At 61.9% G+C, this 20,458-nt stretch carries 12 protein-coding genes, 2 pseudogenes and 1 riboswitch; of the genes and pseudogenes, 9 read left to right on the top strand and 5 right to left on the bottom strand.

Annotated features, from left to right (window positions below; all coding sequences use genetic code 11):
• The 7 genes and pseudogenes from MF410_RS23970 to MF410_RS23940 all read left to right on the top strand — a co-directional run bounded on the left by MF410_RS23970 (position 1) and on the right by MF410_RS23940 (position 12,537).
• Positions 1–4,929 (top strand): DUF4082 domain-containing protein, encoded by a 4,929-nt coding sequence (locus MF410_RS23970; RefSeq protein ID WP_239620463.1) that lies wholly within the window; start codon positions 1–3, stop codon positions 4,927–4,929.
• A 49-nt stretch (positions 4,930–4,978) separates the two neighbouring features.
• The gene (locus MF410_RS23965; RefSeq protein ID WP_097627953.1) at positions 4,979–6,211 is read left to right on the top strand and encodes a GTP-binding protein; all 1,233 of its coding nucleotides are present in this window, start codon (positions 4,979–4,981) and stop codon (positions 6,209–6,211) included.
• Between the two features lie 65 nt (positions 6,212–6,276).
• The gene (locus MF410_RS23960; RefSeq protein ID WP_097627952.1) at positions 6,277–6,579 is read left to right on the top strand and encodes a hypothetical protein; all 303 of its coding nucleotides are present in this window, start codon (positions 6,277–6,279) and stop codon (positions 6,577–6,579) included.
• A gap of 43 nt (positions 6,580–6,622) precedes the next feature.
• On the top strand, positions 6,623–8,767 hold the full coding sequence (locus MF410_RS23955; RefSeq protein WP_097627951.1) for a peptidase domain-containing ABC transporter: 2,145 nt from the start codon (positions 6,623–6,625) through the stop codon (positions 8,765–8,767).
• Complete coding sequence (locus tag MF410_RS23950; RefSeq protein ID WP_097627950.1) at positions 8,764–10,203, top strand: HlyD family type I secretion periplasmic adaptor subunit; 1,440 nt, start codon at positions 8,764–8,766, stop codon at positions 10,201–10,203. Before MF410_RS23955 ends, MF410_RS23950 begins: the two co-directional genes overlap by 4 nt.
• A 448-nt stretch (positions 10,204–10,651) precedes the next feature.
• Positions 10,652–11,470: a DUF6030 family protein gene (locus tag MF410_RS23945; protein ID WP_097627949.1), complete on the top strand. Its 819-nt coding sequence runs from the start codon at positions 10,652–10,654 to the stop codon at positions 11,468–11,470.
• A 171-nt stretch (positions 11,471–11,641) separates the two neighbouring features.
• A pseudogene (locus MF410_RS23940) lies at positions 11,642–12,537 on the top strand (GGDEF domain-containing protein).
• A 124-nt stretch (positions 12,538–12,661) separates the two neighbouring features.
• On the opposite strand, the pseudogene MF410_RS23935 reads toward MF410_RS23940, so the two are convergent.
• From MF410_RS23935 to thiC, 4 genes and pseudogenes are all read right to left on the bottom strand, one after another.
• Positions 12,662–13,436 (bottom strand): annotated as a pseudogene (locus MF410_RS23935) (thiazole synthase).
• 2 nt (positions 13,437–13,438) lie between these two features.
• Positions 13,439–13,636, bottom strand: coding sequence for a sulfur carrier protein ThiS (gene thiS / locus MF410_RS23930; protein ID WP_097627946.1), 198 nt, complete (start codon positions 13,634–13,636; stop codon positions 13,439–13,441).
• On the bottom strand, positions 13,627–14,607 hold the full coding sequence (gene thiO, locus MF410_RS23925; protein ID WP_131711324.1) for a glycine oxidase ThiO: 981 nt from the start codon (positions 14,605–14,607) through the stop codon (positions 13,627–13,629). Before thiO ends, thiS begins: the two co-directional genes overlap by 10 nt.
• Position 14,608: 1 nt before the next feature.
• Entirely contained in the window at positions 14,609–16,435 is a 1,827-nt protein-coding gene (thiC, locus tag MF410_RS23920; RefSeq protein WP_097627944.1) for a phosphomethylpyrimidine synthase ThiC, read from the bottom strand.
• Between the two features lie 93 nt (positions 16,436–16,528).
• Positions 16,529–16,659, bottom strand: a riboswitch (TPP riboswitch).
• 135 nt (positions 16,660–16,794) lie between these two features.
• Between thiC and MF410_RS23915 the strand changes: the two genes are divergently transcribed.
• Positions 16,795–17,241 carry a GNAT family N-acetyltransferase gene (locus MF410_RS23915; protein ID WP_097627943.1) on the top strand — a complete coding sequence of 149 codons (447 nt, stop codon included), beginning with the start codon at positions 16,795–16,797 and terminating at the stop codon, positions 17,239–17,241.
• 111 nt (positions 17,242–17,352) lie between these two features.
• On the opposite strand, the gene ugpC is transcribed toward MF410_RS23915, so the two are convergent.
• Entirely contained in the window at positions 17,353–18,420 is a 1,068-nt protein-coding gene (gene ugpC / locus MF410_RS23910; protein WP_097627942.1) for a sn-glycerol-3-phosphate ABC transporter ATP-binding protein UgpC, read from the bottom strand.
• Positions 18,421–18,756: 336 nt separating this feature from the next.
• Here ugpC and MF410_RS23905 point away from each other — a divergent pair, with 336 nt between their 5' ends.
• Positions 18,757–20,400, top strand: a complete 1,644-nt coding sequence (locus tag MF410_RS23905) for an extracellular solute-binding protein (protein ID WP_097627941.1) — start codon at positions 18,757–18,759, stop codon at positions 20,398–20,400.
• The last annotated feature ends 58 nt before the right edge of the window (positions 20,401–20,458 follow it).

The following is a 20,458-nucleotide window of genomic DNA, read 5'->3' as shown; positions in this document are numbered from 1 at the left end:
GTGCTTGGCCCGGATCCGGCCGAGGAGGCGGCGGCACTGCCTGCCGCCCCCGCGCTTACGGGTGTTACCAGCGATGTCGATACCGGCAGCGCCAAGACGGCGGCGCCGGTCAGTTCTTCCACCAGTGTCGGCACGGCTTCGTTGCGCCTTCAGGCCTCGATCGCATCCATCTCGGTGGAGCCGAGCCAGGACGCTTCCGCTGAGACGACCGCCGCCCCGACAGCGCTGGTGGCGCCGGCGGCTGCAGCGGCAGCAGTGACGCCCAACAAGATCGCGCTCGAAAACCTGAAGCAGGGAAACCCGATCAGCGAGTGGGGTCTGGAGGGCGATGGCGGCGGTACCATCCAGGGCTTCGCCACCGAAATCAGCACCAATATCGGCCAGACCGTCGATTTCAAGATCGCCACGGATTCCACCCATTACCGCATCGACATCTACCGCATGGGTTATTACGGCGGCGCCGGCGCGCGCAAGGTCGACTCGATCGAGCAGCAGCTGACCACGGCGCAGATCCAGCCGCATCCGATCGTCGACATGTCGCTCGGCCTCATCGATTGCGGCAACTGGTCGGTTTCGGCGAGCTGGCAAATTCCTAGTGACGCCGTCTCCGGCGTCTACTTCGCCAAGCTGGTGCGCGAGGATGGGACCGAGGATGCAAGCATCATCCCCTTCGTCGTGCGCGACGATGCCTCGACCAGCGATATCGTCTTCCAGACATCGGACACGACCTGGCAGGCCTATAATGCCTGGGGCGGCGCCAGCCTGTATTACGGCGAAGTGCCTGTCGATCCGGCCGCCATGATCGGCTACCTGCCGCCGAACTGCAGCTGCGGCCTGACCGCCATCGGCCGCGCCTCGGCCGTCAGCTACAACAGGCCGATCATCACCAATACGAGCCCGATCGGCGGCTCGCACGATTACATCTTCGGCGTCGAATCCTCCGCCATTTCATGGCTGGAGCAGAACGGCTACGACGTTTCCTATATATCCGGCGTCGATGCGGCGCGCAGCGGCACGCTGCTGCTCAACCACGATGCTTATCTCTCTGTCGGCCATGACGAATACTGGTCTGCCGAACAGCGCGCCAATGTCGAGGCTGCCCGCGATGCCGGCGTCGACCTCGCTTTCTGGAGCGGCAACGAGTGCTACTGGAAGGTCCGCTGGGAAAGCAGCATCGACGGCAGCGGCCAGGCCTATCGCACCATGGTCTGCTACAAGGAAACCTGGGGCACGAGCACCGATCCGAGCAATATCGGCACCGGAACCTGGCGCGATCCGCGCTATGCCGATGCCGGTCAGGAGCCGGAAAATTCGCTGACCGGCACGATGTTCCAAGTGGACAGCTACCGCCAGGACACGATCTCCATCCCCTACGATTATTCCAACCTGCGCTTCTGGCGCAACACGGATGTCGCCGAGCTGCAGGAGGGTGATACCTACAATCTGGTGCAGAACCTGCTCGGCTACGAATGGGATTCCGACGTCGAGAACGGCTTTCGCCCGGATGGGCTGATCGACCTGTCGCTCTCCTCCATCGCCGTGAGCACCTATCTGCGCGACTACGGCACGACGGTCGGTGATGCGGTGGCGACCCATAGCCTCACCATGTACCGGGCGGAAAGCGGCGCGCTGGTCTTCGGCGCCGGCACTGTCTTCTGGTCCTGGGGGCTGAGTGACAATCATCAGGGCCCGGCCACGTCGACCGATCGCAACGTCCAGCAGGCGATGGTCAACATGTTCGCGGACATGGGCATCCAGCCGACGACGCTGGATGCGAGCCTGATTCTAGCCACACAATCGACCGACACCCTGAAGCCGACCTCGTCGATCTCGTCACCGATCGTCGGCGCAAGTTTTATCGAAGGGCAGCACGTAACGATCACCGGCACGGCGCAGGATTTCGGCGGCGGCATCATTGCTGGCGTGGAGGTCTCGACCGATGGCGGCCAGCACTGGTTCAAGGCCACCGGCCGCGAGAGCTGGAGCTATAACTGGGTCGTCCAGGCAAGCGGCACCTATACGGTCCTGTCGCGCGCCGTCGACGACAGCGTCAACATGGAGGCGCCATCGGCCGGCAAGCAGGTCACCGTCACCCTGCCGGGCACGCAGGGCCTCTGGACCTTGGCGGAGAAGCCCACTGTCGAAATGGCGATCGATCCCAATTCCGTCGAGCTCGGCCTGCGCTTCCAGGCGACGACGGCAGGCTATGTGGAAGGCATCCGCTTCTACAAGGGCTTCCACGATATCGGCGACCATGTCGTCAGCCTCTGGCGAGCCGACGGAACCTTGCTGGCAACGGGTGTCTCGGTCGGCGAGTCGCTCTCCGGTTGGCAAACGGTGATCTTCTCCAGTCCGATCCAGATTGCGGCGGGCACGACCTATGTGGCCTCCTATCACACCAACGGCTTCTATTCCGCCACCGATAATTATTTCGGCAGCACCTATGCCAGCGGCGCGCTGAAGGCCGTCGACGGCGGCGGCGTCTACGCCTATGGCGACAATGCCGGCACATTCCCCGGCCAGAGCCCCGGCACGGGCACCAACTACTGGGTCGACGTGGTCTTCGATGCCGGCCCCAACAGCGCGCCGGTTGCGACCGACGATACCGGGCTGGCCATCACCCGCAACAACAGCGTCGTCATCTCGATCACCTCGCTCATCGGAAACGATACGGATCCCAACGGCGATGCGATGACGATTTCGGCCGTCGGCAATGCCGTCAACGGCACGGTGACGCTCAACAAGCAGAACGGCACCGTCATCTTCACGCCGACCAACGATTATTCGGGCCCCGCAAGCTTCACCTATACGCTGTCGGACGGGCGCGGCGGCACGGATCAGGGCAGCGTCAGCCTCACCGTGAACCCGGGCCCTACCGGCGAAACACTGTTTACATCAAGCGAAGGGCCGACGGGCGCAAGCTTCAACGACGGTCAGTCGCTGGAACTCGGGATGCGGTTCGTCGCTTCGTCCGGCGGCATGATTTCCGGCATCCGCTACTACAGGGTGGTCGGCGATACTGGCGCCCATACCGGCTCTCTCTGGTCGGCCGACGGCACGCTGGTCGCGACCGTCACCTTCGCCGACAGCGGATCTGTGAGCGGCTGGCAGACCGCGACATTCGCCAACCCTGTGCATATCGCCGCCGGCACGACCTATGTCGCCTCCTACCACACGACAGGCTCCTATGTGGCGACATCGGACTATTTCACCTCAGCCCATACCAACGGCGCGCTGACGGCGCTTGCCGGCAGCAACGGTGTCTTTGCCGAGGGCACCGGTTTCCCGACTTCCAGCTACCAGTCGTCGAATTACTGGGTGGATGTCCTCTACAACCAGACAAGCAACGTGCTGCCGGTCGCCGCCAATGACAATGGCTACTCGACCTATTCCAACACCGCGCTGGCGATTGCCGCAGGCAGCCTGCTTGCAAACGACACCGATGCCGATGGCGATCCGCTCAGCATCACCGGCGTCAATGGTGCGGTCAACGGAACGGTGACCTTCAACAGCCAGACCAAGTCCGTCACTTTCGCGCCGACGGCGGGTTATACGGGTGCGGCAAGCTTTTCCTATTCAATCTCGGATGGGTTTGGCGGAACAGCCTCGGCCACGGTCAGCCTCACTGTCGGCACGCCGCCCGGCGGAGGCACGACGTCAAGCCTGTTTACCGGTGCGGATACGTCGGGGGTTGCCGTCGCCAATGACACCAACTCGGTCGAACTCGGCGTCAAGTTCATCGCGTCCGCCAGCGGCCAGATCACCGGGCTCATCTATTACAGGAGCGCTCAGGATACCGGCACGCATGTCGGCTCGCTCTGGACCGCGAGCGGCCAGCTTCTGGCCCAGGCGACCTTCATCAACGAGACGGCGAGTGGCTGGCAGACGGTTACCTTCACCCAGCCGATCAACGTGACGGGCGGCACCACCTATGTGGCGAGCTACCATTCGAACGGCTTCTATTCGGCAACGGCGAACTACTTCACGACGGACCATACGAATGGTGCGCTGACGGCTCCGTCGAGTACGACGAGCGGCGGCAACGGCCTTTATGCCTATGGCTCGGGCAGCCTGTTTCCGACGGCATCCTACAATGCGAGCAACTACTGGGTCGACGTCGTCTATCAGCAGGGCGGTGCGCAGAATGCGGTTCCGGTCGCCGCCAATGACAGCGGCTTTACGACCAATACCGGCACGCCGATCACCATCCAGGCCTCGGCGCTGCTCTCAAACGACAGCGATGGCGATGGCGATCCGCTCACGATCACTGGGGTCAGCACCGCGGTCAACGGCTCGGTCGCCTGGAACGCCCAGGCCCAGACGGCGACGTTTACGCCGACGGCAGGCTATTCGGGACCAGCAAGCTTCAGCTACACGATCTCGGACGGCAAGGGCGGCACGGCCTCGGCGCAGGTGGCGCTTACCATCAGCAATGGGACGGCCGGTCCGGAGCAGAATCTCTTTGCCGCCAACGCGACGCCTTCGGTCGTCTCGGTCAACGACAACCAGCAGGTCAATCTCGGCATGAAATTCCAGGCCGATACGTCAGGCTGGATCACCGGCATCCGCTTTTACAAGGGTGCCGATAATACAGGCTCGCATAACGGCTATCTCTGGACCGCCTCGGGCACGCTGCTCGGCAGCGTCACCTTCAACAACGAGACGGCGAGCGGCTGGCAGACTGCGCAGCTCACCCAGCAGATCGCCATCCAGGCGGATACGACCTACGTCGTCTCCTACTCGACCAACGGCAATTATTCGGCGACCGGCAATTACTTTGCCAGCGACGTGACGAACGGTGATCTCAAGGCGCTCGGCGGCAGCAACGGCGTCTATGCTTATGGGGCGGGCGGGTTGTTCCCGACAGCCAGCTATAACAGCACGAACTACTATGTGGATGTGGCCTTCAAACCACAGCTCGCGGCGTAACGCCCGCGAGGATGTAAGGCCGGGCATGCTGTAAAGAGTGAGAGTATCGATGATGGGTGCAGACAACAGATTGCCAGTAACGGTTCTCGCCGGGTTTCTCGGCGCCGGCAAGACGACTGTCCTCAATCATGTCCTGAGCAATCGGGAGGGCCGCCGGGTTGCCGTCATCGTCAACGATATGAGCGAGGTCAACATCGATGCGGAGCTCGTGCGCGAGGGGGGAGCAGATCTCTCGCGCACCGACGAGACGCTGGTAGAGCTCACCAACGGCTGCATCTGTTGCACCCTGCGCGACGATCTCCTGAGCGAAGTCCGCCGGCTCGCAGCCGCCGGCCGTTTCGACTATCTGCTGATCGAGGGCACCGGCATTGCCGAGCCCCTGCCTGTTGCAGCCACCTTCTCCTTCCGCGACGAGAGCGGGGCGGCCCTCTGCGATGTGGCGCGTCTCGATACGATGGTCTGCGTCGTCGATGCGGTCAATCTCCTCGCCGACTACCAGAGCGCCGAGTTCCTAGCCGATCGCGGCGAAAGGCGTGACGGGCATGATGACCGCAAGCTCGTGGAACTGCTCGTCGAGCAGATTGAATTTTCCGATGTCGTCATCATCAACAAGGCAGGCGACGTGCCGTGCGCCGACCTTGCCGAGGTTCGCCGGGTCGTCGCGGCGCTCAATCCGGGGGCGCAGGTCGTCGAGGCGGTCTTCGGCCAGGTGCCGCTTGGCGCGATCCTGGATACCGGCCTCTTCAGCGAGGCGAAGGCCGCCCGTCATCCGCTCTGGCACAAGGAACTCTTCGGCTGGGGCGATCACGTGCCGGAGACCGAGGAATACGGCATAAGAAGCTTCGTCTATCGCAGCCGCCGGCCCTTCCACCCCCTTAGGCTCAAGGATTTCCTAGACCGGAAATGGGCGGGCCTCATCCGCGCAAAGGGTCATTTCTGGCTGGCGACGAGGCCTGATGAAATCGGCCTTCTGTCGATTGCCGGCTCCCAGTGCCGCATCGAAACCAGGGGCTACTGGTGGGCCTCGGTGCCGCGGGTACAATGGCCGCGCTTTCCGCAGTTCCGCCAGCTCATCGACCGGCATTGGGATGATGTCTGGGGCGACCGCCGCCAGGAGCTGGTCTTCATCGGTTCCGGCTTCGACGAGGAAGCGATCCGCGCGGCTCTCGGTTATTGCCTGATCGGCGAGGAGACGGGTTTCGATCCGCAGACCGCCGTCGGCATTCGCGATCCGTTTCCGGCTTGGCAGCACGGACATATCCCTGCGTATTCAAATAGTTAGAGTGTCATATGGAACGTAAAGCGCCTTAAGTGAAGACGTATTGATTATCAACGGAGGAGAGAACAATGAGCAACGAACTTTACGCAGACGGCATCGGCGAAATCACCATTACGGGAACGATCGTGCGCATCGACCTGATGTCGCTTTCGGCAACCGATCGCGACGATAACAACAACCCGAAGCCGGTCTTCCGCCAGCGCATCATCATGCCTGTCGATGCTTTCGCCAACGCGGTCGATCTGATGCAGAAGGCGCTCGGTGGGTTGGTCGAGGCGGGTGCGGTCCGTCGTATCGGCGATATGTCGGCGGCGGCGGCGACCGATATCCAGCAGGCCGGCGCGTCGAACGCTTCGCCGAACTTCAACTGAAAAAACGAATATCGACTCGGTCTCGTATTGTTTCGGGTGGGCCATGACTGGTTTTCTGCATACCAACCTGCACTGTCTGGCGCTCGTCGCGCGTCATCATGGCGTCGATCTCGCGCCTGAAAGATTGCAGCATGATTATGCCGTCGGCAACGATCCGGTTGCCGTGCGGCAGTTGCTGCGCATGGCCAAGGATGCCGGTCTCAGAGCCCGGCATCTGACGCTCGACTGGCGATCGCTGTTTCAACTGGGCGAGGCCTTTCCGGCGTTGGCGGAACTGACGAACGGCAATTGGGTGGTCATCGCTGGCGCTGTCGGGAGCGGCGAGGATGAGAGAATTCGCGTTCTCGATCCGCTCGCGTCACGCGCCGAAGTGATGATGCTGAGCGAAGAGCAATTCGCCAAGGCCTGGCTCGGATCTGTCGTCCTGCTGAAGCGCAATTATCGCATGTCCGATGAGGACCGGCCGTTCGGCTTCCGCTGGTTCGTCCCCGAAATCATCAAGCAGCGCAGCTTCTTCCGCGATGTCGCGCTCGCAGCTTTCGTGCTTTACGGCCTGGGGCTGACGACGCCGATCTTCTTTCAGCTCGTCATCGACAAGGTGCTGGTGCATCAGAGCTATGCGACGCTGACGGTTCTGACAGCGGGCATTGCGATCGCACTCGTCTTCGATGCGACCTTCACCTTCCTGCGGCGCTATCTGCTGCTCTACGCGACGAACCGGATCGATATCCGCGTCGCGACACGCACCTTCGGCCATCTGCTAAATCTGCCGATCGCGCTCTTCGAGCAGGCTTCGGCCGGCGTCCTCGTCAAGCATATGCAGCAGACGGGGCGCATCCGCGAATTCCTGACCGGGCGGCTGTTCCTCACACTTCTGGACGGTGTTTCCCTGCTGGTCTTCGTGCCGATCCTGCTTCTCTACAGCGTCAAGCTGACGCTGGTTGTGCTGGGTTTTGCAGCGCTTGTCGGGCTGGTGGTGATGATGCTCGTCGGGCCGTTCCAGCGCCGCCTGCAGGCGCTTTACCAGGCGGAAGGCGACCGTCAGGCCTTGCTGGTGGAAACCGTGCACGGCATGCGCACCGTCAAATCGCTGGCGCTGGAGCCGCGCCAGCGCAAGGTCTGGGACGACTATTCGGCGCAATCGATATCCGTGCGGTTCCGGGTCGACAAGATCTCGACCATCGCCCAAGCGATGACCGGGCTGCTGGAGAAGCTAATGAGTGTCGCGATCATCGGCCTCGGTGCGCTAGACGTCTTCAGCGGCGCGATGACCATCGGAGCGCTTGTCGCCTTCAACATGCTCGCGGGCCGTGTCTCCGGTCCGCTCGTCCAGATCGTTACCATGGCGCATGAATATCAGGAAGTGGCGCTCTCCGTGCGCATGCTCGGTGAGATCATGAACCAGCGGCCGGAGCAGGCAGGCCGCGGGCGTGGCGTGCGACCGCATTTGCAGGGCCGCATCGAATTCGACAGGGTCTCCTTCCGCTACGCTCCGGACAGCGCGCCGGCGCTCGACAATGTCTCCTTCGCCGTTCCGGCGGGCTGCGTCTTCGGCGTGGTCGGCAAGAGCGGCTCGGGGAAGACGACGATCACAAGGCTCATCCAGGGGCTCTATCAGAGCCAGGAAGGGCTGGTGCGCATGGACGGCTATGACAGCCGCGAGATCGACCTTGTGCACTTAAGAACCAGCATCGGCGTCGTGCTGCAGGATAACTTCCTGTTTCGCGGCTCGGTTCGCGAGAATATCGCCGCCGCCAAGCCCGATGCGAGCATCGAGGAGATCATGGAGGTCGCCCGCATCGCCGGCGCCGAGGAGTTCATAGAGCGTCTGCCGCGCGGCTTCGACACGATGCTGGAGGAAAATGGCTCCAACCTCTCCGGTGGCCAGAAGCAGCGGTTGGCCATCGCTCGCGCGCTGATCACCGATCCGAAGCTGTTGATTTTCGACGAGGCGACGAGCGCGCTCGATCCCGACAGCGAGGCGATCATCCGCGAGAATCTGAGCCGCATCGCTGCCGGCCGCACCGTCATCATCGTCTCGCACCGGCTTTCGACGCTCGTCGATGCCGATGCCATTCTCGTCGTCGATCGCGGCAAGGTCGCCGATATCGGCCGGCACGATCAGCTCGTATCGCGCTGCATGACCTATCGCCACCTGTGGGCCCAGCAAATGAGGCAGGTCGCATGAACGCGCACGCCAGAAAACCCAGTGAAAACCTGCCGGTCCCTTCAGACAAGGGCGCCTCGGACAAGGCTCCTGATAAGGGAAGGGCACTAACTGCCCGCCCGCCGCTGCCGCCGGCAATTGCCGAATTCCAGTCCGATGCTGTCGAGCTCGAGGAACGCGCCCCGCCGCGGGTGGCGCGCATGACGCTCTACTGCGTAACGGCGCTGCTTGCCGCAGCGATCACCTGGGCCTCGGTCTCCTCGATCGATGAGGTGGTGATTGCGCCAGGCAAGCTCGTCACCACCCAGCCGACCATCGTCGTACAGCCGCTCGAAACCTCGATCATCCGCACGATCGAGGTGAAGGCCGGCGAGGTCGTGCATACCGGTCAGACGCTCGCGACCCTCGACGCCACCTTCAGCCAAGCCGATGTCGACCAGCAGCAGGCGAAATTCTCCGCACTCGATGCCCAGGTAAGGCGCATCGAGGCCGAGCTTGCCGGCGACGACTATACGAAGATGGCAGGAGATACGCCCGACCAGATGTTGCAGGCGCAGCTCTTTGGCCAGCGACGGGCCTTTTACGTGGCGCAGTTGCAGAATTTCGATCAGCAGATCGCCGGCCAATCCGCCGCTCTTGTGGCGAGCAAAAACCAGGAGGCGGTGCTCAATGACAGGCGTGATGGGCTCTCTCAGATCGAAGCAGCGCGGGAGAGGCTCTATGACAACCAGAGCGGTTCGCTGATCACGCTGCTCGGCTCCCGCGACGCCCGCCTCGACGTCGAATCCGATCTAACTGCCGTCCGCGGCCGGGCCGACGAGGCCGCCCACTCCTTTGCCAAGCTCCGAGCCGACCGCCAAGCCTTTATCGAGGACTTCCGCCGCGCCGCAATGGAGCAACTGGTGGAACTGCGCGGCCAGCGCGACATGGCCGACGAGGAACTGAAAAAGATGAAGCTGCGCCGCAACATGGTGGCGCTGACCGCACCCGCCGACGCCGTCGTGCTGGATCTCGCCCAGCGCTCCATCGGGTCTGTGGTGCGCGAAGCCGAACCGATCGTTACCCTGGTGCCGATCAACGTGCCGCTCGAAGCCGAAGTTTCGATCAACACCCGCGACATCGGCCGGGTGGCCGTCGGCAAGGAAGCGCGTATCAAGCTCGACGCCTATCCCTTCCAGAAATACGGCACGGCCTCCGGCAAGGTTCGCACCATCAGCGAGGACACGTTCCTGACCGGCCAGCAGGATCAAACCACCACCCCCAGCCAGTCGGCTGCTCCCTTCTTCAAGGCTCGCGTCCTGCTCGCCGACACCAGGCTGAATGCGTCGGACGTGCCAGTGCGGCTGCTTCCCGGCATGACCGTGTCCACGGAGATTAAGGTCGGCAAGCGCACAGTGATCTCCTATTTCCTGTATCCGTTGCTGCGGGGCCTGGATAACGCAATACGCGAACCGTAGGCGGATCGGTCTGCCGCGAACGCGATACCGAGTGTATGAAGATCAATGGGCGGCTGACAATGCGGGGTCAGCGCAGTTGTCGCGAAGCGGTCTGATGTAGGTGTCCTGAGGCGGCCAATGCGCTCTTCCCACCAATTTTGAGGGGGTGAATGCCGTCCGACAGGCTTGCTGCTTGACGCTCCACAGAGGCGACCTCACACTCAAAAGTGTCGAAGGTGAGTCGGACAGACTGTACCGTTTTGCACATGCGTTGCTCACCTCAGAAAGAGCCGCCAGCAGGGGCATTGGCTGACGCGCCGACCGACAGCGGCTGGTTGCAAACGGGATCGAGCTTGATTGGGTTCAAACTCGCATCCGCTCCGATTTTGCTTGTGAGGTCGCCGTGGATAAAACGCTATCAGCAGTCGATCCTCCTCCCGACATCCCCCATCGGCGCTGGAACTCCAGATTGCGGAGCCGCAGCCGCTGGCTGCTTTGGTCGATACTTTTGATATCCGGTTTGCTTTTTGCAAGTACGCTTGTCTTTTACCGTGAACTCCACGACCTCGACGATCCGGTCGGGCTCTCTGACGATGGAGCTCTCGACACGGCTGTCCAATCAGCGCCCATGGCCATCGGCCCCGGCACGGCGGCTCCTTCTCCTCTCCCGCCGATGTCTATATCGCTGCCGCTGATCGAGGTCCCGAAGCCGGAATGGGCAAGTCAATTTCTGCGGATGTGGCGCGTTTCGGGCCCGAATATGTGCGGTGCTCTTCGAGGGGCCGGCATCGAGATGAGCGACTGGAAAGCCGCATCGATGCGCAATCGCAGTTATGAATGTTATTTTCAGCGCATCTACGAACGGGACGAGGTGCGTCCCCTCAGTTCCACCTTCGTCAAGGTTCGTGGAAATGAAACCGGCGATGTTGTCGATATCCGCGCCAAGATCATTGGGCCGGCGACAGACGCGAAGGGGCACCTCGCCCCGGCCGTCCTGCGCATTTTCGAGATCATCGTGAAGCAGGCGTGCTGGCGCGATTTCGAGGATACTCTTGCGTCGATCCAAAACCTTCGAAATGTCGAATACGAGCGATTCGGCTCCTATCTCAGCTTCACGCGCGAAGCCGGCAGCGAAAATAACTTCAATTTTGTCCTTGGTCTGAAGGCGACGTCAGATTCGCAGGTGAGGACGAAGACGTATTTTTCCCCAGAGCGGTGGCTAGCCACAACAGATCCGCGTCTCACGGACAGCTTGGGCACGTCACTATCGGCCAGTTGCGCCCAATGACGGCGGGGCGATATCTGCAACATCCACTTGGAGCCAGCGCTTATCGGGATATCTCTGGTGCCCGCCAGGCATCCGGAGGCCGATAACCGACTTAGGGGCCTTTGTCTCACGAGACTTTTCACGTAGAAATGGCGCGGTATGCATGGTTGTGGTAACCAGACGGGATCCAATATGGACGAGATCGCTGAACAGCTTCTGCAGCTCTCTGCGAACACCTCGACGCTCATGGCGGTCTATGACTCTAGCGACCGGCTGCGCTACGCCAACCTGGCGTTCCGGTCGGCGTATTTCATCGAGCGGGACGAGACCCCGCTTTGGCCGGATCTCATGCGACGCAATTTCGAACGCGGTCAGGGCACTGTCATTCACGCAAAAAAATTCGACGAGTGGCTGCGCTCGACGCAGTCCCGCCGGGGAAAATCGGCTACCGGGCGTTCGAAACAGACCTGATGGACGGCCGCTGGCTCTGGATGACCGAGTCTGTCCAGAAAAACGGCTGGATGCTGTGCGTTGCAAGCGATATCACAACCCTGCGTGCCGAGGAGAGAAGTGTTCGGCAGGACCGCGACTTTGCGGTCAAGGCTTCGCAGACCGATGAGCTGACCGGGGTTGCAAACCGGAGATTCGTCATGGCGCGGATAGAGGACATGCTTGTTGCCGCCAAAGACGGTAGCGAGGGATGCCTTGCCGTGCTCGACATCGACAACTTCAAGCACATCAACGACAGGCTCGGCCATCACGCCGGTGATCTCGTGCTGAAGGACTTTGCGCAACGAATCCACCAGCATGTCCGGCGCAACGACTGTTTCGGTCGCGTCGGAGGAGAAGAGTTTGTTTTGGCGATGCCGGACACGGCTTTGGAGGACGCCGTCGAGATCATCGAAAACATGTTGACGATGATCCGGTTTTCCCGCCCGCTGACGGAATCCCCCGATTTTGCCTACACCTGTTCGGCAGGCGTTGCAGCCTCCCTCAGTGAGGATACTGCGGCTGAACTCTATAGACGCGCCGATCAAGCACTTTACGCCGCCAAACTTGGCGGCCGCGATCGGGTCCGCGCCGCTTGAAACTGTCGCTGCATCCAAGCACACCGGTCGCCACGCGTGATCTGGCCCGTAATCCGTTCGAAGTATATCGCAGACCCAACCGATGAGCGTCGGCTGTGGGAAGATCAAGCAGAAACCGTCGACTTCATGCAAACACCGCCTTTCCGATCACGGGCGTCGAAGGCACGGCCATGTCGCGCGGCTCCAGCATGCCGGCGCCGAATGCCTGCCTGCCGGCATCGATTGCCTTGGCAAAGGCCTCCGCCATTGCGGCGGGGTCGCCGGCGCCGGCAACCGCGGTGTTCAGCAGCACGCCATCGAAGCCGAGTCTCCATGACGATAGCAGCATGTGAAGGCCGGCCGATGCCGGCATCCACGATGAGCGGTACGTCGGGAAAATGCGCCCGCATCGATCGAAGGGCTGAAAGGTTTTGTGGTCCCGCCGCAGATCCGATCGGCGCGCACCAGGGCATCAGCACCCGGCATCCGGCGTCGATCAGACGCTCGGCAACGACCAGGTCGTCCGTCGTATACGGAAAGACCTGAAAGCCTTCGCCGGTCAGAATGCCGGCCGCTTCCACGAGCGCGAAAACATCCGGCTGCAGCGTGTCGTGATTGCCGATCACCTCCAGCTTGATCCAATCGGTGCGAAACACTTCGCGGGCCATCTTCGCCGTCAGCACCGCCTCGGACACGCCGTGGCAGCCGGCCGTGTTGGGAAGAACGTGAACGCCGAGTGCACGGATCATGTCGAAGAAAGCGCCGCCATTGCGCCCTCCGGCCATTTCGCGGCGCAGCGATACGGTGACGATCTCCGTTTTAGAGCGCGTGATGGCTTCGGCGAGGATGGCGGGTGAGGGGTAACGGGCGGTGCCGAGAAGAAGGCGTGATGCGATTTGACGTCCGTAAAGATTAAGCATGCTCAGCCTCCCTGCATCGGGGTCAGGATTTCGATCCGGTCATAATCGTTCAGCATATGCTCGCCGCGATCCTCGCGATGGACCAGTTCGCCATTGACGGCGGTCGCCAGCCAGTCGCCTTCGTAGTCGAGCGCGGCCAGAAGCTGCAAAAGCGTTGTGGCGGCGGTTGTCTGGGCTTCGCCATTGATGATCAGTTGCATTGGGTGTTCCTTTGCTTCGGCTGTTGGGAAAAAACGAGATCGGCAGCCTCGGCCGCCATGGTCGGCGCCAGCAGAAAGCCGTGGCGATAGAGGCCATTGAAAACGACGGCCTTCCCCTCCCGCAGGACGCGTGGAAGATTGTCGGGCAGGGCAGGGCGAATGCCGGCGCCGGTCTCGACGACGGCGGCGTCGGCAAAGGCCGGGTGCAGCGCATAGGCCGTGTTCAGCAATTCCATCAGCGAACGTGCGGTGATCGGGCCGTCGGAATCGGTCTCGATCATCGTTGCGCCGATCATGAACAACCCGTTGCTGCGCGGGACGATATAGACGGGGAAGCGCGGATGCAGCAGGCGGACGGGCCGGGCAAGGGTGACCTCTTCGGTATGGAGATAGAGCATTTCACCCCGCACGCCGCGCAGATCGCGCTCTTGCCCGATGCGGGCGGCACCTGTGCAGTCGACGATATCGGAGAAATCGTCATCGCTCACATCTACGCCGGTAAAGGTGACGCCGTTTGCCGTCAGTTGCTCTTTCAGCCCGTGCAGCGCCTGGCGAGGGTTCAGATGCGCCTCACCGGGGAAGAACAGACCGTGCCTGAAACGGGCGGCGAGCATGGGCTCCAGGGCGGCGATATCGTCCTCTTCAACCCATTGATAACCGGTCGTGCGGCTGGCAAATCGCTTCAGCTCGCCATGGTCGCGCGTCGAGGCAACGACCAGCGTGCCGTTGCGGACGACCTTGCCGGGCAGGATCGCTTCCCAGCGATCGGCGGCATCGAGGCCGCGCGTCAGCACTGCCTCATCGGCGCTTTCCCGCTCGCACCAGGGCGCCAGCATGCCGCCGGCGAGCCAGGACGCGGCATGGGCGAAATTCGGATGCGGGTCGAAGACCGTGACATCGGCACCGCGGGCATGCAGCTCGCGGGCGACGGTGAGGCCGGCGACGCCGGCGCCTTTGACAAGCACGCGCATGTCAGTCCGCCCCGTGCGCGGAGGTCTCGATCGGCATATAGAGATCGCCGCCCTCCCGGTATTTCGCCGCCATCGCGTCCAGCCCCTCCTTCTGCGCTTCAGCGCGGATGTCATGCGATATGCGCATCGAGCAGAATTTCGGGCCGCACATCGAACAGAAATGCGCCACCTTGTGCGCTTCCTTCGGAAGCGTCTCATCGTGGAAGGAGCGGGCCGTCTCCGGGTCGAGGGAGAGGTTGAACTGGTCTTCCCAGCGGAATTCGAAACGTGCCCGCGACAGCGCATCGTCGCGAAGGCGCGCCGCGGGATGGCCCTTGGCAAGGTCGGCCGCATGGGCGGCGATCTTATAGGTGATGACGCCGGTCTTGACGTCGCTGCGGTCGGGCAGGCCGAGATGCTCCTTCGGGGTGACGTAGCAGAGCATGGCCGTGCCGAACCAGCCGATCATCGCCGCGCCGATGCCGGAGGTGATGTGGTCGTAGCCGGGGGCGATATCGGTGGTCAGCGGCCCCAGCGTGTAGAAGGGCGCCTCGCCGCAGACGGCGAGTTGCTTGTCCATGTTTTCCTTGATCTTGTGCATCGGCACATGGCCGGGCCCCTCGATCATCACCTGGCAATCCCTGGCCCAGGCGATCTTCGTCAGTTCGCCGAGCGTCTCGAGTTCGGCAAATTGGGCCGCATCATTGGCATCGGCGATCGAGCCGGGGCGAAGGCCGTCGCCGAGCGAGAAGGAGACGTCATAGGCCCGGCAAATCTCGCAGATCTCCTCGAAATGCTCGTAGAGGAAGTTTTCGCGGTGATGATGCAGACACCACTTGGCCATGATCGAGCCACCACGCGAGACGATGCCGGTGACGCGGTTGACGGTGAGCGGAATGTAACGCAGCCGCACGCCGGCATGGATGGTGAAATAGTCAACGCCCTGTTCGGCCTGCTCGATCAGCGTATCGCGATAGATTTCCCAGCTAAGATCCTCGGCGATGCCGCCGACCTTCTCCAGCGCCTGATAAAGCGGCACCGTGCCGATCGGCAGCGGCGAATTGCGGATGATCCATTCGCGGATATTGTGGATGTTGCGCCCGGTCGACAGATCCATGACCGTATCGGCGCCCCAGCGGGCGGCCCAGACCATCTTCTCGACTTCTTCAGCCATCGACGAGGTGACGGCGGAGTTGCCGATATTGGCGTTGATCTTCACCAGAAAATTGCGGCCGATGATCATCGGTTCGCTTTCGGGGTGGTTGATGTTGGCGGGGATGATCGCCCGGCCGGCGGCGACTTCCCGGCGGACGAATTCCGGCGTCACATGATCGGGAATATCGGCGCCGAAGCTCTCGCCGTCACGCACCAGCACTTCAGCCTTGGCCTTGCGGCCGAGATTCTCGCGAATGGCGACGAACTCCATCTCCGGCGTAATGATGCCGGCCCGTGCGTAGGCGAGCTGGGTGACGGCTTTGCCGTCCTTGGCGCGCAGCGGCCGGCGCCGCCCCGGAAATTCCGGCGTCAGCCGGTCGCCGCTGACAAAGCCGTTGTCCTCGGGGCGGACATGGCGGCCGTCATAGGCTTCGACGTCGCCGCGGGCCAGCACCCAGTCGCGGCGCAGTGGAGACAGGCCCTGCTCGATGCGGATCTCCGCACCTTCGATCGTGTAGGGGCCGGAGGAATCATAGACGATGACAGGCGGCTCGCCGGCAGTCGGATGGACACTGATTTCGCGCATCGGCACGCGGATATCGCCATGAATATCTCCTGGAATATGGATCTTCCGCGATGCCGGCAACGGGCCGGTGGTGACGGTCAGGGTGAGGTTCTTTGCGGCAATGGTCATGGTTTGAGGCTCCAAGTTGTAAGTTGGAGACCCAGTCAATCAGCCGGAATGATGGAAAGACACCGGCACGGATTCCACGCGTGAATCCAAAGCCTTCGAGCGCTTGCACCGTCCCTACGCCAGTATGAACTGGATCAGGTTCAACGGGTCACTGCGCCACAACAGGCAAAGCCTCATTGTCCAGCAGTATCTCAGCCCCTTGCGGGACCCCCCTGGTGAATACCGACAGTCGTAAAGCGCGGTCGCTGGTTGTGTCAAGCTTACAGCTTTGTCGTTTCCGTAGATCGTCCGGCTCGGAGCCTGTTGCGTTACGGATCGAACTGCGGCAAATGTCAATTCACTCAACGTCAGGTGGATTTATGTCGTTTCGGATTAAACGTCTTACGCTAGAACATCTCAATGACGCCGCCACTGTGCTGGTCAGCGCCTATTCGGGACCTCCGTGGAACGAGAATTGGTCGCTTGAAGCGGCGGCTGAAAATGTAAACACCGTGCTTGGAACGCCGAAATCCATTGCGCTTGCGGCCTTTGACGGAGGCAAGGTGCTGGGGATCGCGTTGGGCATACGACAGCGGCGCCATGCCGGTCCGGTCGTTTATCTTGACGAGTTGTCGGTGCTGCCTGAAGCCCAAGGTGCGGGAATAGGGACTGCGCTGCTATCAGCAGTTTTCGAAACAGCAAAGGCCGAGGGATGCAGCAGCGTCTGGTTGGTCTCACAGCGAGAAGGGGCGTTGTCGAAATTTTATCAGGGTTGCGGGTTCGCCCTCGGCAACAACCTTGGTCTCTACTCCAAATCGAGTGCGTAGCGGCCGCGTCTGCGGTGGCCAGCCATAGCCGAGGCCGAGCGGAAGAATTCGAGGTCCGTCAGCCCGATCTTCACTTTGAACCTATCTCGGCGGCTTTTGAAGCGATACCGCTCAATCCGGTCGTAATGTCTTGCCGGATGCCGCATCGAAAAGATGAAGCTTTCCTGGCCGAGCAGCGATCGTCGCGACCTGCCCCGGTTTAAACTCGTGACGGTCGGACAGCACCGCGACAAGCTCGCCGGTCCCGTAGCGCAGGAAAACCATCGTCTCATGGCCGGTAGGTTCGGTGACGCTGACGGTCGTGTCGAGGCCGCTTGGGCTGAGCGACAGGTGCTCGGGCCGCACGCCGAGAAGCACGGCCTGCCCTTCGGACGCCTGCGGGTTAAAACCGAGCGCGATCTCGTCGCCGGTCTCGGTGACGAAGATCGCACCATCGGCCTTGTAGCGGCCTTTCAGCAGATTCATCGACGGTGAGCCGATAAAGGCCGCAACGAATGTATTGCGGGGACGATCGTAGAGTTCCAGCGGCGTGCCAATCTGTTCGACCTTGCCGCCCTGCATGACCACGATCTTGTCGGCCATGGTCATCGCTTCGACCTGATCGTGGGTGACATAGATCGTCGTGGTTCTCAATCGCTGGTGCAGTTCCTTGATCTCCTTGCGCATCTGCACGCGCAGCTTGGCGTCGAGGTTCGACAAGGGCTCGTCGAACAGGAAAACCTGCGGTGACCGGACAATGGCGCGTCCCATCGCCACGCGCTGGCGCTGGCCGCCCGAAAGCTGGCGCGGATAGCGGTCGAGATAGGGCACGAGGTCAAGCGTTTCGGCCGCCGCCTGCAGCCGCTGCTTGATGATATCGGCAGGCTGTTTCTGCAGACGGAGCGCAAAGACCATGTTTTCGGCAACGGTTTTGTGCGGATAGAGCGCATAGCTCTGAAAGACCATGGCGATGTCGCGATCCTTCGGCGGCAGATTGTTGACGACCTTTCCGCCGATCGAGATGGTGCCGCCGGTGATGCTTTCGAGCCCCGCGACCATGCGCAGCAATGTCGATTTGCCGCAACCGGACGGGCCGACGAGCACCACAAATTCGCCGTCGCGAATGTCGATATCAACGCCATGCAGGATATTTACGGCGCCATAGGCCTTGCGCGCCTCCGAAATATTGACCTCAGCCATGTGCCTCCCCACTCGCTTTCCAGCTCCCCCGGCGGTTCCGGGAGATATGCATCTCTCGACAAAATCCAAGGCATGAGGCTTGGCGAAACGCACCCTGCCGCTGCTCGTACATGCTGTCAGACCTCCTCCATGAAACGTTTCATTTCATGTTGACTTTTGCCGCTTGCCGTCTAATTCTCGCTGGCGAGGCCGAGAGGAGCGGTTTCGAACATCAATATGAAACGTTTCATTTTTTTGTTTACCAGATAGTTCTGCATGAGACCAGTGCGAAAATCGGACCGGAGCCAATCCGGAAAGACGGGCTGGCGGCAGCGCAAAAACGTGGAGGAGGAAAGTATGAAAGTCGAAATATACGATGCATTGATGCGCCGTCAGGCAAGTCGCCGCGACGTCCTGCGCGGAACTGCGAGTGCTGCGGCTCTGCTCGGTCTATCGGGCGCGATGGGCGGAATTCCCGGCATGGCGATTGCCGCCGCCGACGATCTGCGCGCCCAGATCCTGCAGATCCCGGGCGTCGGCAAGGGCTCGCCGACGGATGCGGACTGGCAGAAGGTCGGCGAACTCTGCCTCGGTCCGACCAAGGCCAACGTCAAGCAGGGCGAATTTGCCGGTGTCGAGCTGACCTTCATGGGGCTCAACAATCAAAACCTGCACAACTTCCTGTTCCGCGGCTTCCTGAAGCCCTGGGAGGCTTATACCGGCGCCAAGATCAACTGGATCGACCTTGCGCAAGCCGACTACAATGCCCGCCTTCAGCAGTCGATCGCGACCGGCACGGTCGATTTCGACATTCTGGAAATGGGCGCTCCGTTCGAAGGCGATACTGCCGGACGCGGACTGCTGGACGAGATGCCGGACTGGGCTGCAAAGCAGATCGAGGCCGACGACCTGGTGAGTTACCTGAAGCCGCCGGTCGGCACCTGGGGCGGCAAGACCTATCGCGTCACGATCGACGGCGACTGCCACACCTTCGCCTATCGCAAGGATTACTTCGGAGAGGGCTCCATCAGCGGCATGGCTGAGCCGCCGAAGACCTGGCAGGAGGTCAACGCGGCCTCGAAGGCGCTGATCGGCAAGACCGATCCTCTGACCGGCCAGCCGGCCTATGGCTATCTCGATCCGCTGAAGGGCTGGGGTGGTTTCGGCTTCTATTTCATCGAGAACCGCGCGACGGCCTATGCCAAATATCCCGGCGATCCGGCCTGGCTGTTCGATCCCGAAAACATGAAGCCGCTGGTCAATAACCCCGCATGGGTCCAGGCGATCCAGGACGTCCTGGATCTGATCGCGGCCAAGGCCTATCCGGCCGATCAGATCAATGCCGACCCCGGCACCACGGCCTTCTCGCAGTTCCTGGCGGGCACCGGCGCCATGCTGATGTGGTGGGGCGACGTCGGGTCCGGCGCGCGCACTTCGGACTCGTCGGTCGTCGGCGATGTGGTCGGCTTCGGCATCAACCGCGGCTCCAACCGGGTTTACAACCGTAAGACCGGGCAGTGGGAAGACAAGTATAACGAAGCGCCCAATATGGCCTATCTCGGCTGGGGCATCTATGTCACCAAGCAGGTCTCCGGCGACGAGAAGAAGCGAAAGGCGGCCTGGTCCGCCGCCGCCCATCTTGGCGGCAAGGATCTGTCCTTGTGGACGTCGGCCTATCCCTCCGGTTTCCAGCCTTACCGCCAGTCCAACTTCAACTACGACGAATGGGAAAAGGCAGGTTACGACCGCGCCTATATCGAGGACTACCTGGGTTCGAACGCGGACAGCTACAACCACCCGAACGCCGCCATCGAACCGCGCATTCCCGGTATCTTCCAATATTATTCCGTCGCCGAGGACGAATTGGCTAAGGGCTTTGCCGGACAGTACAAGTCGGCGCAGGAGACCGCGGATGCGATTGCGGCCGCCTGGGAAAAGATCACCGACCAGATCGGCCGCGACAGCCAGCTGAGACTCTATCGGGCGAGCCTCGGGCTCTGATCGTTTGACACCAATACGCCGGCGGACCGGAAGCGGTTCGCCGGCGCCCATTCCGTCC

It is taken from the genome of Rhizobium sp. C104, assembly GCF_022354505.1.
GTDB lineage: Bacteria > Pseudomonadota > Alphaproteobacteria > Rhizobiales > Rhizobiaceae > Rhizobium > Rhizobium redzepovicii.
This window is presented reverse-complemented; position numbering and strand designations above follow the sequence as displayed.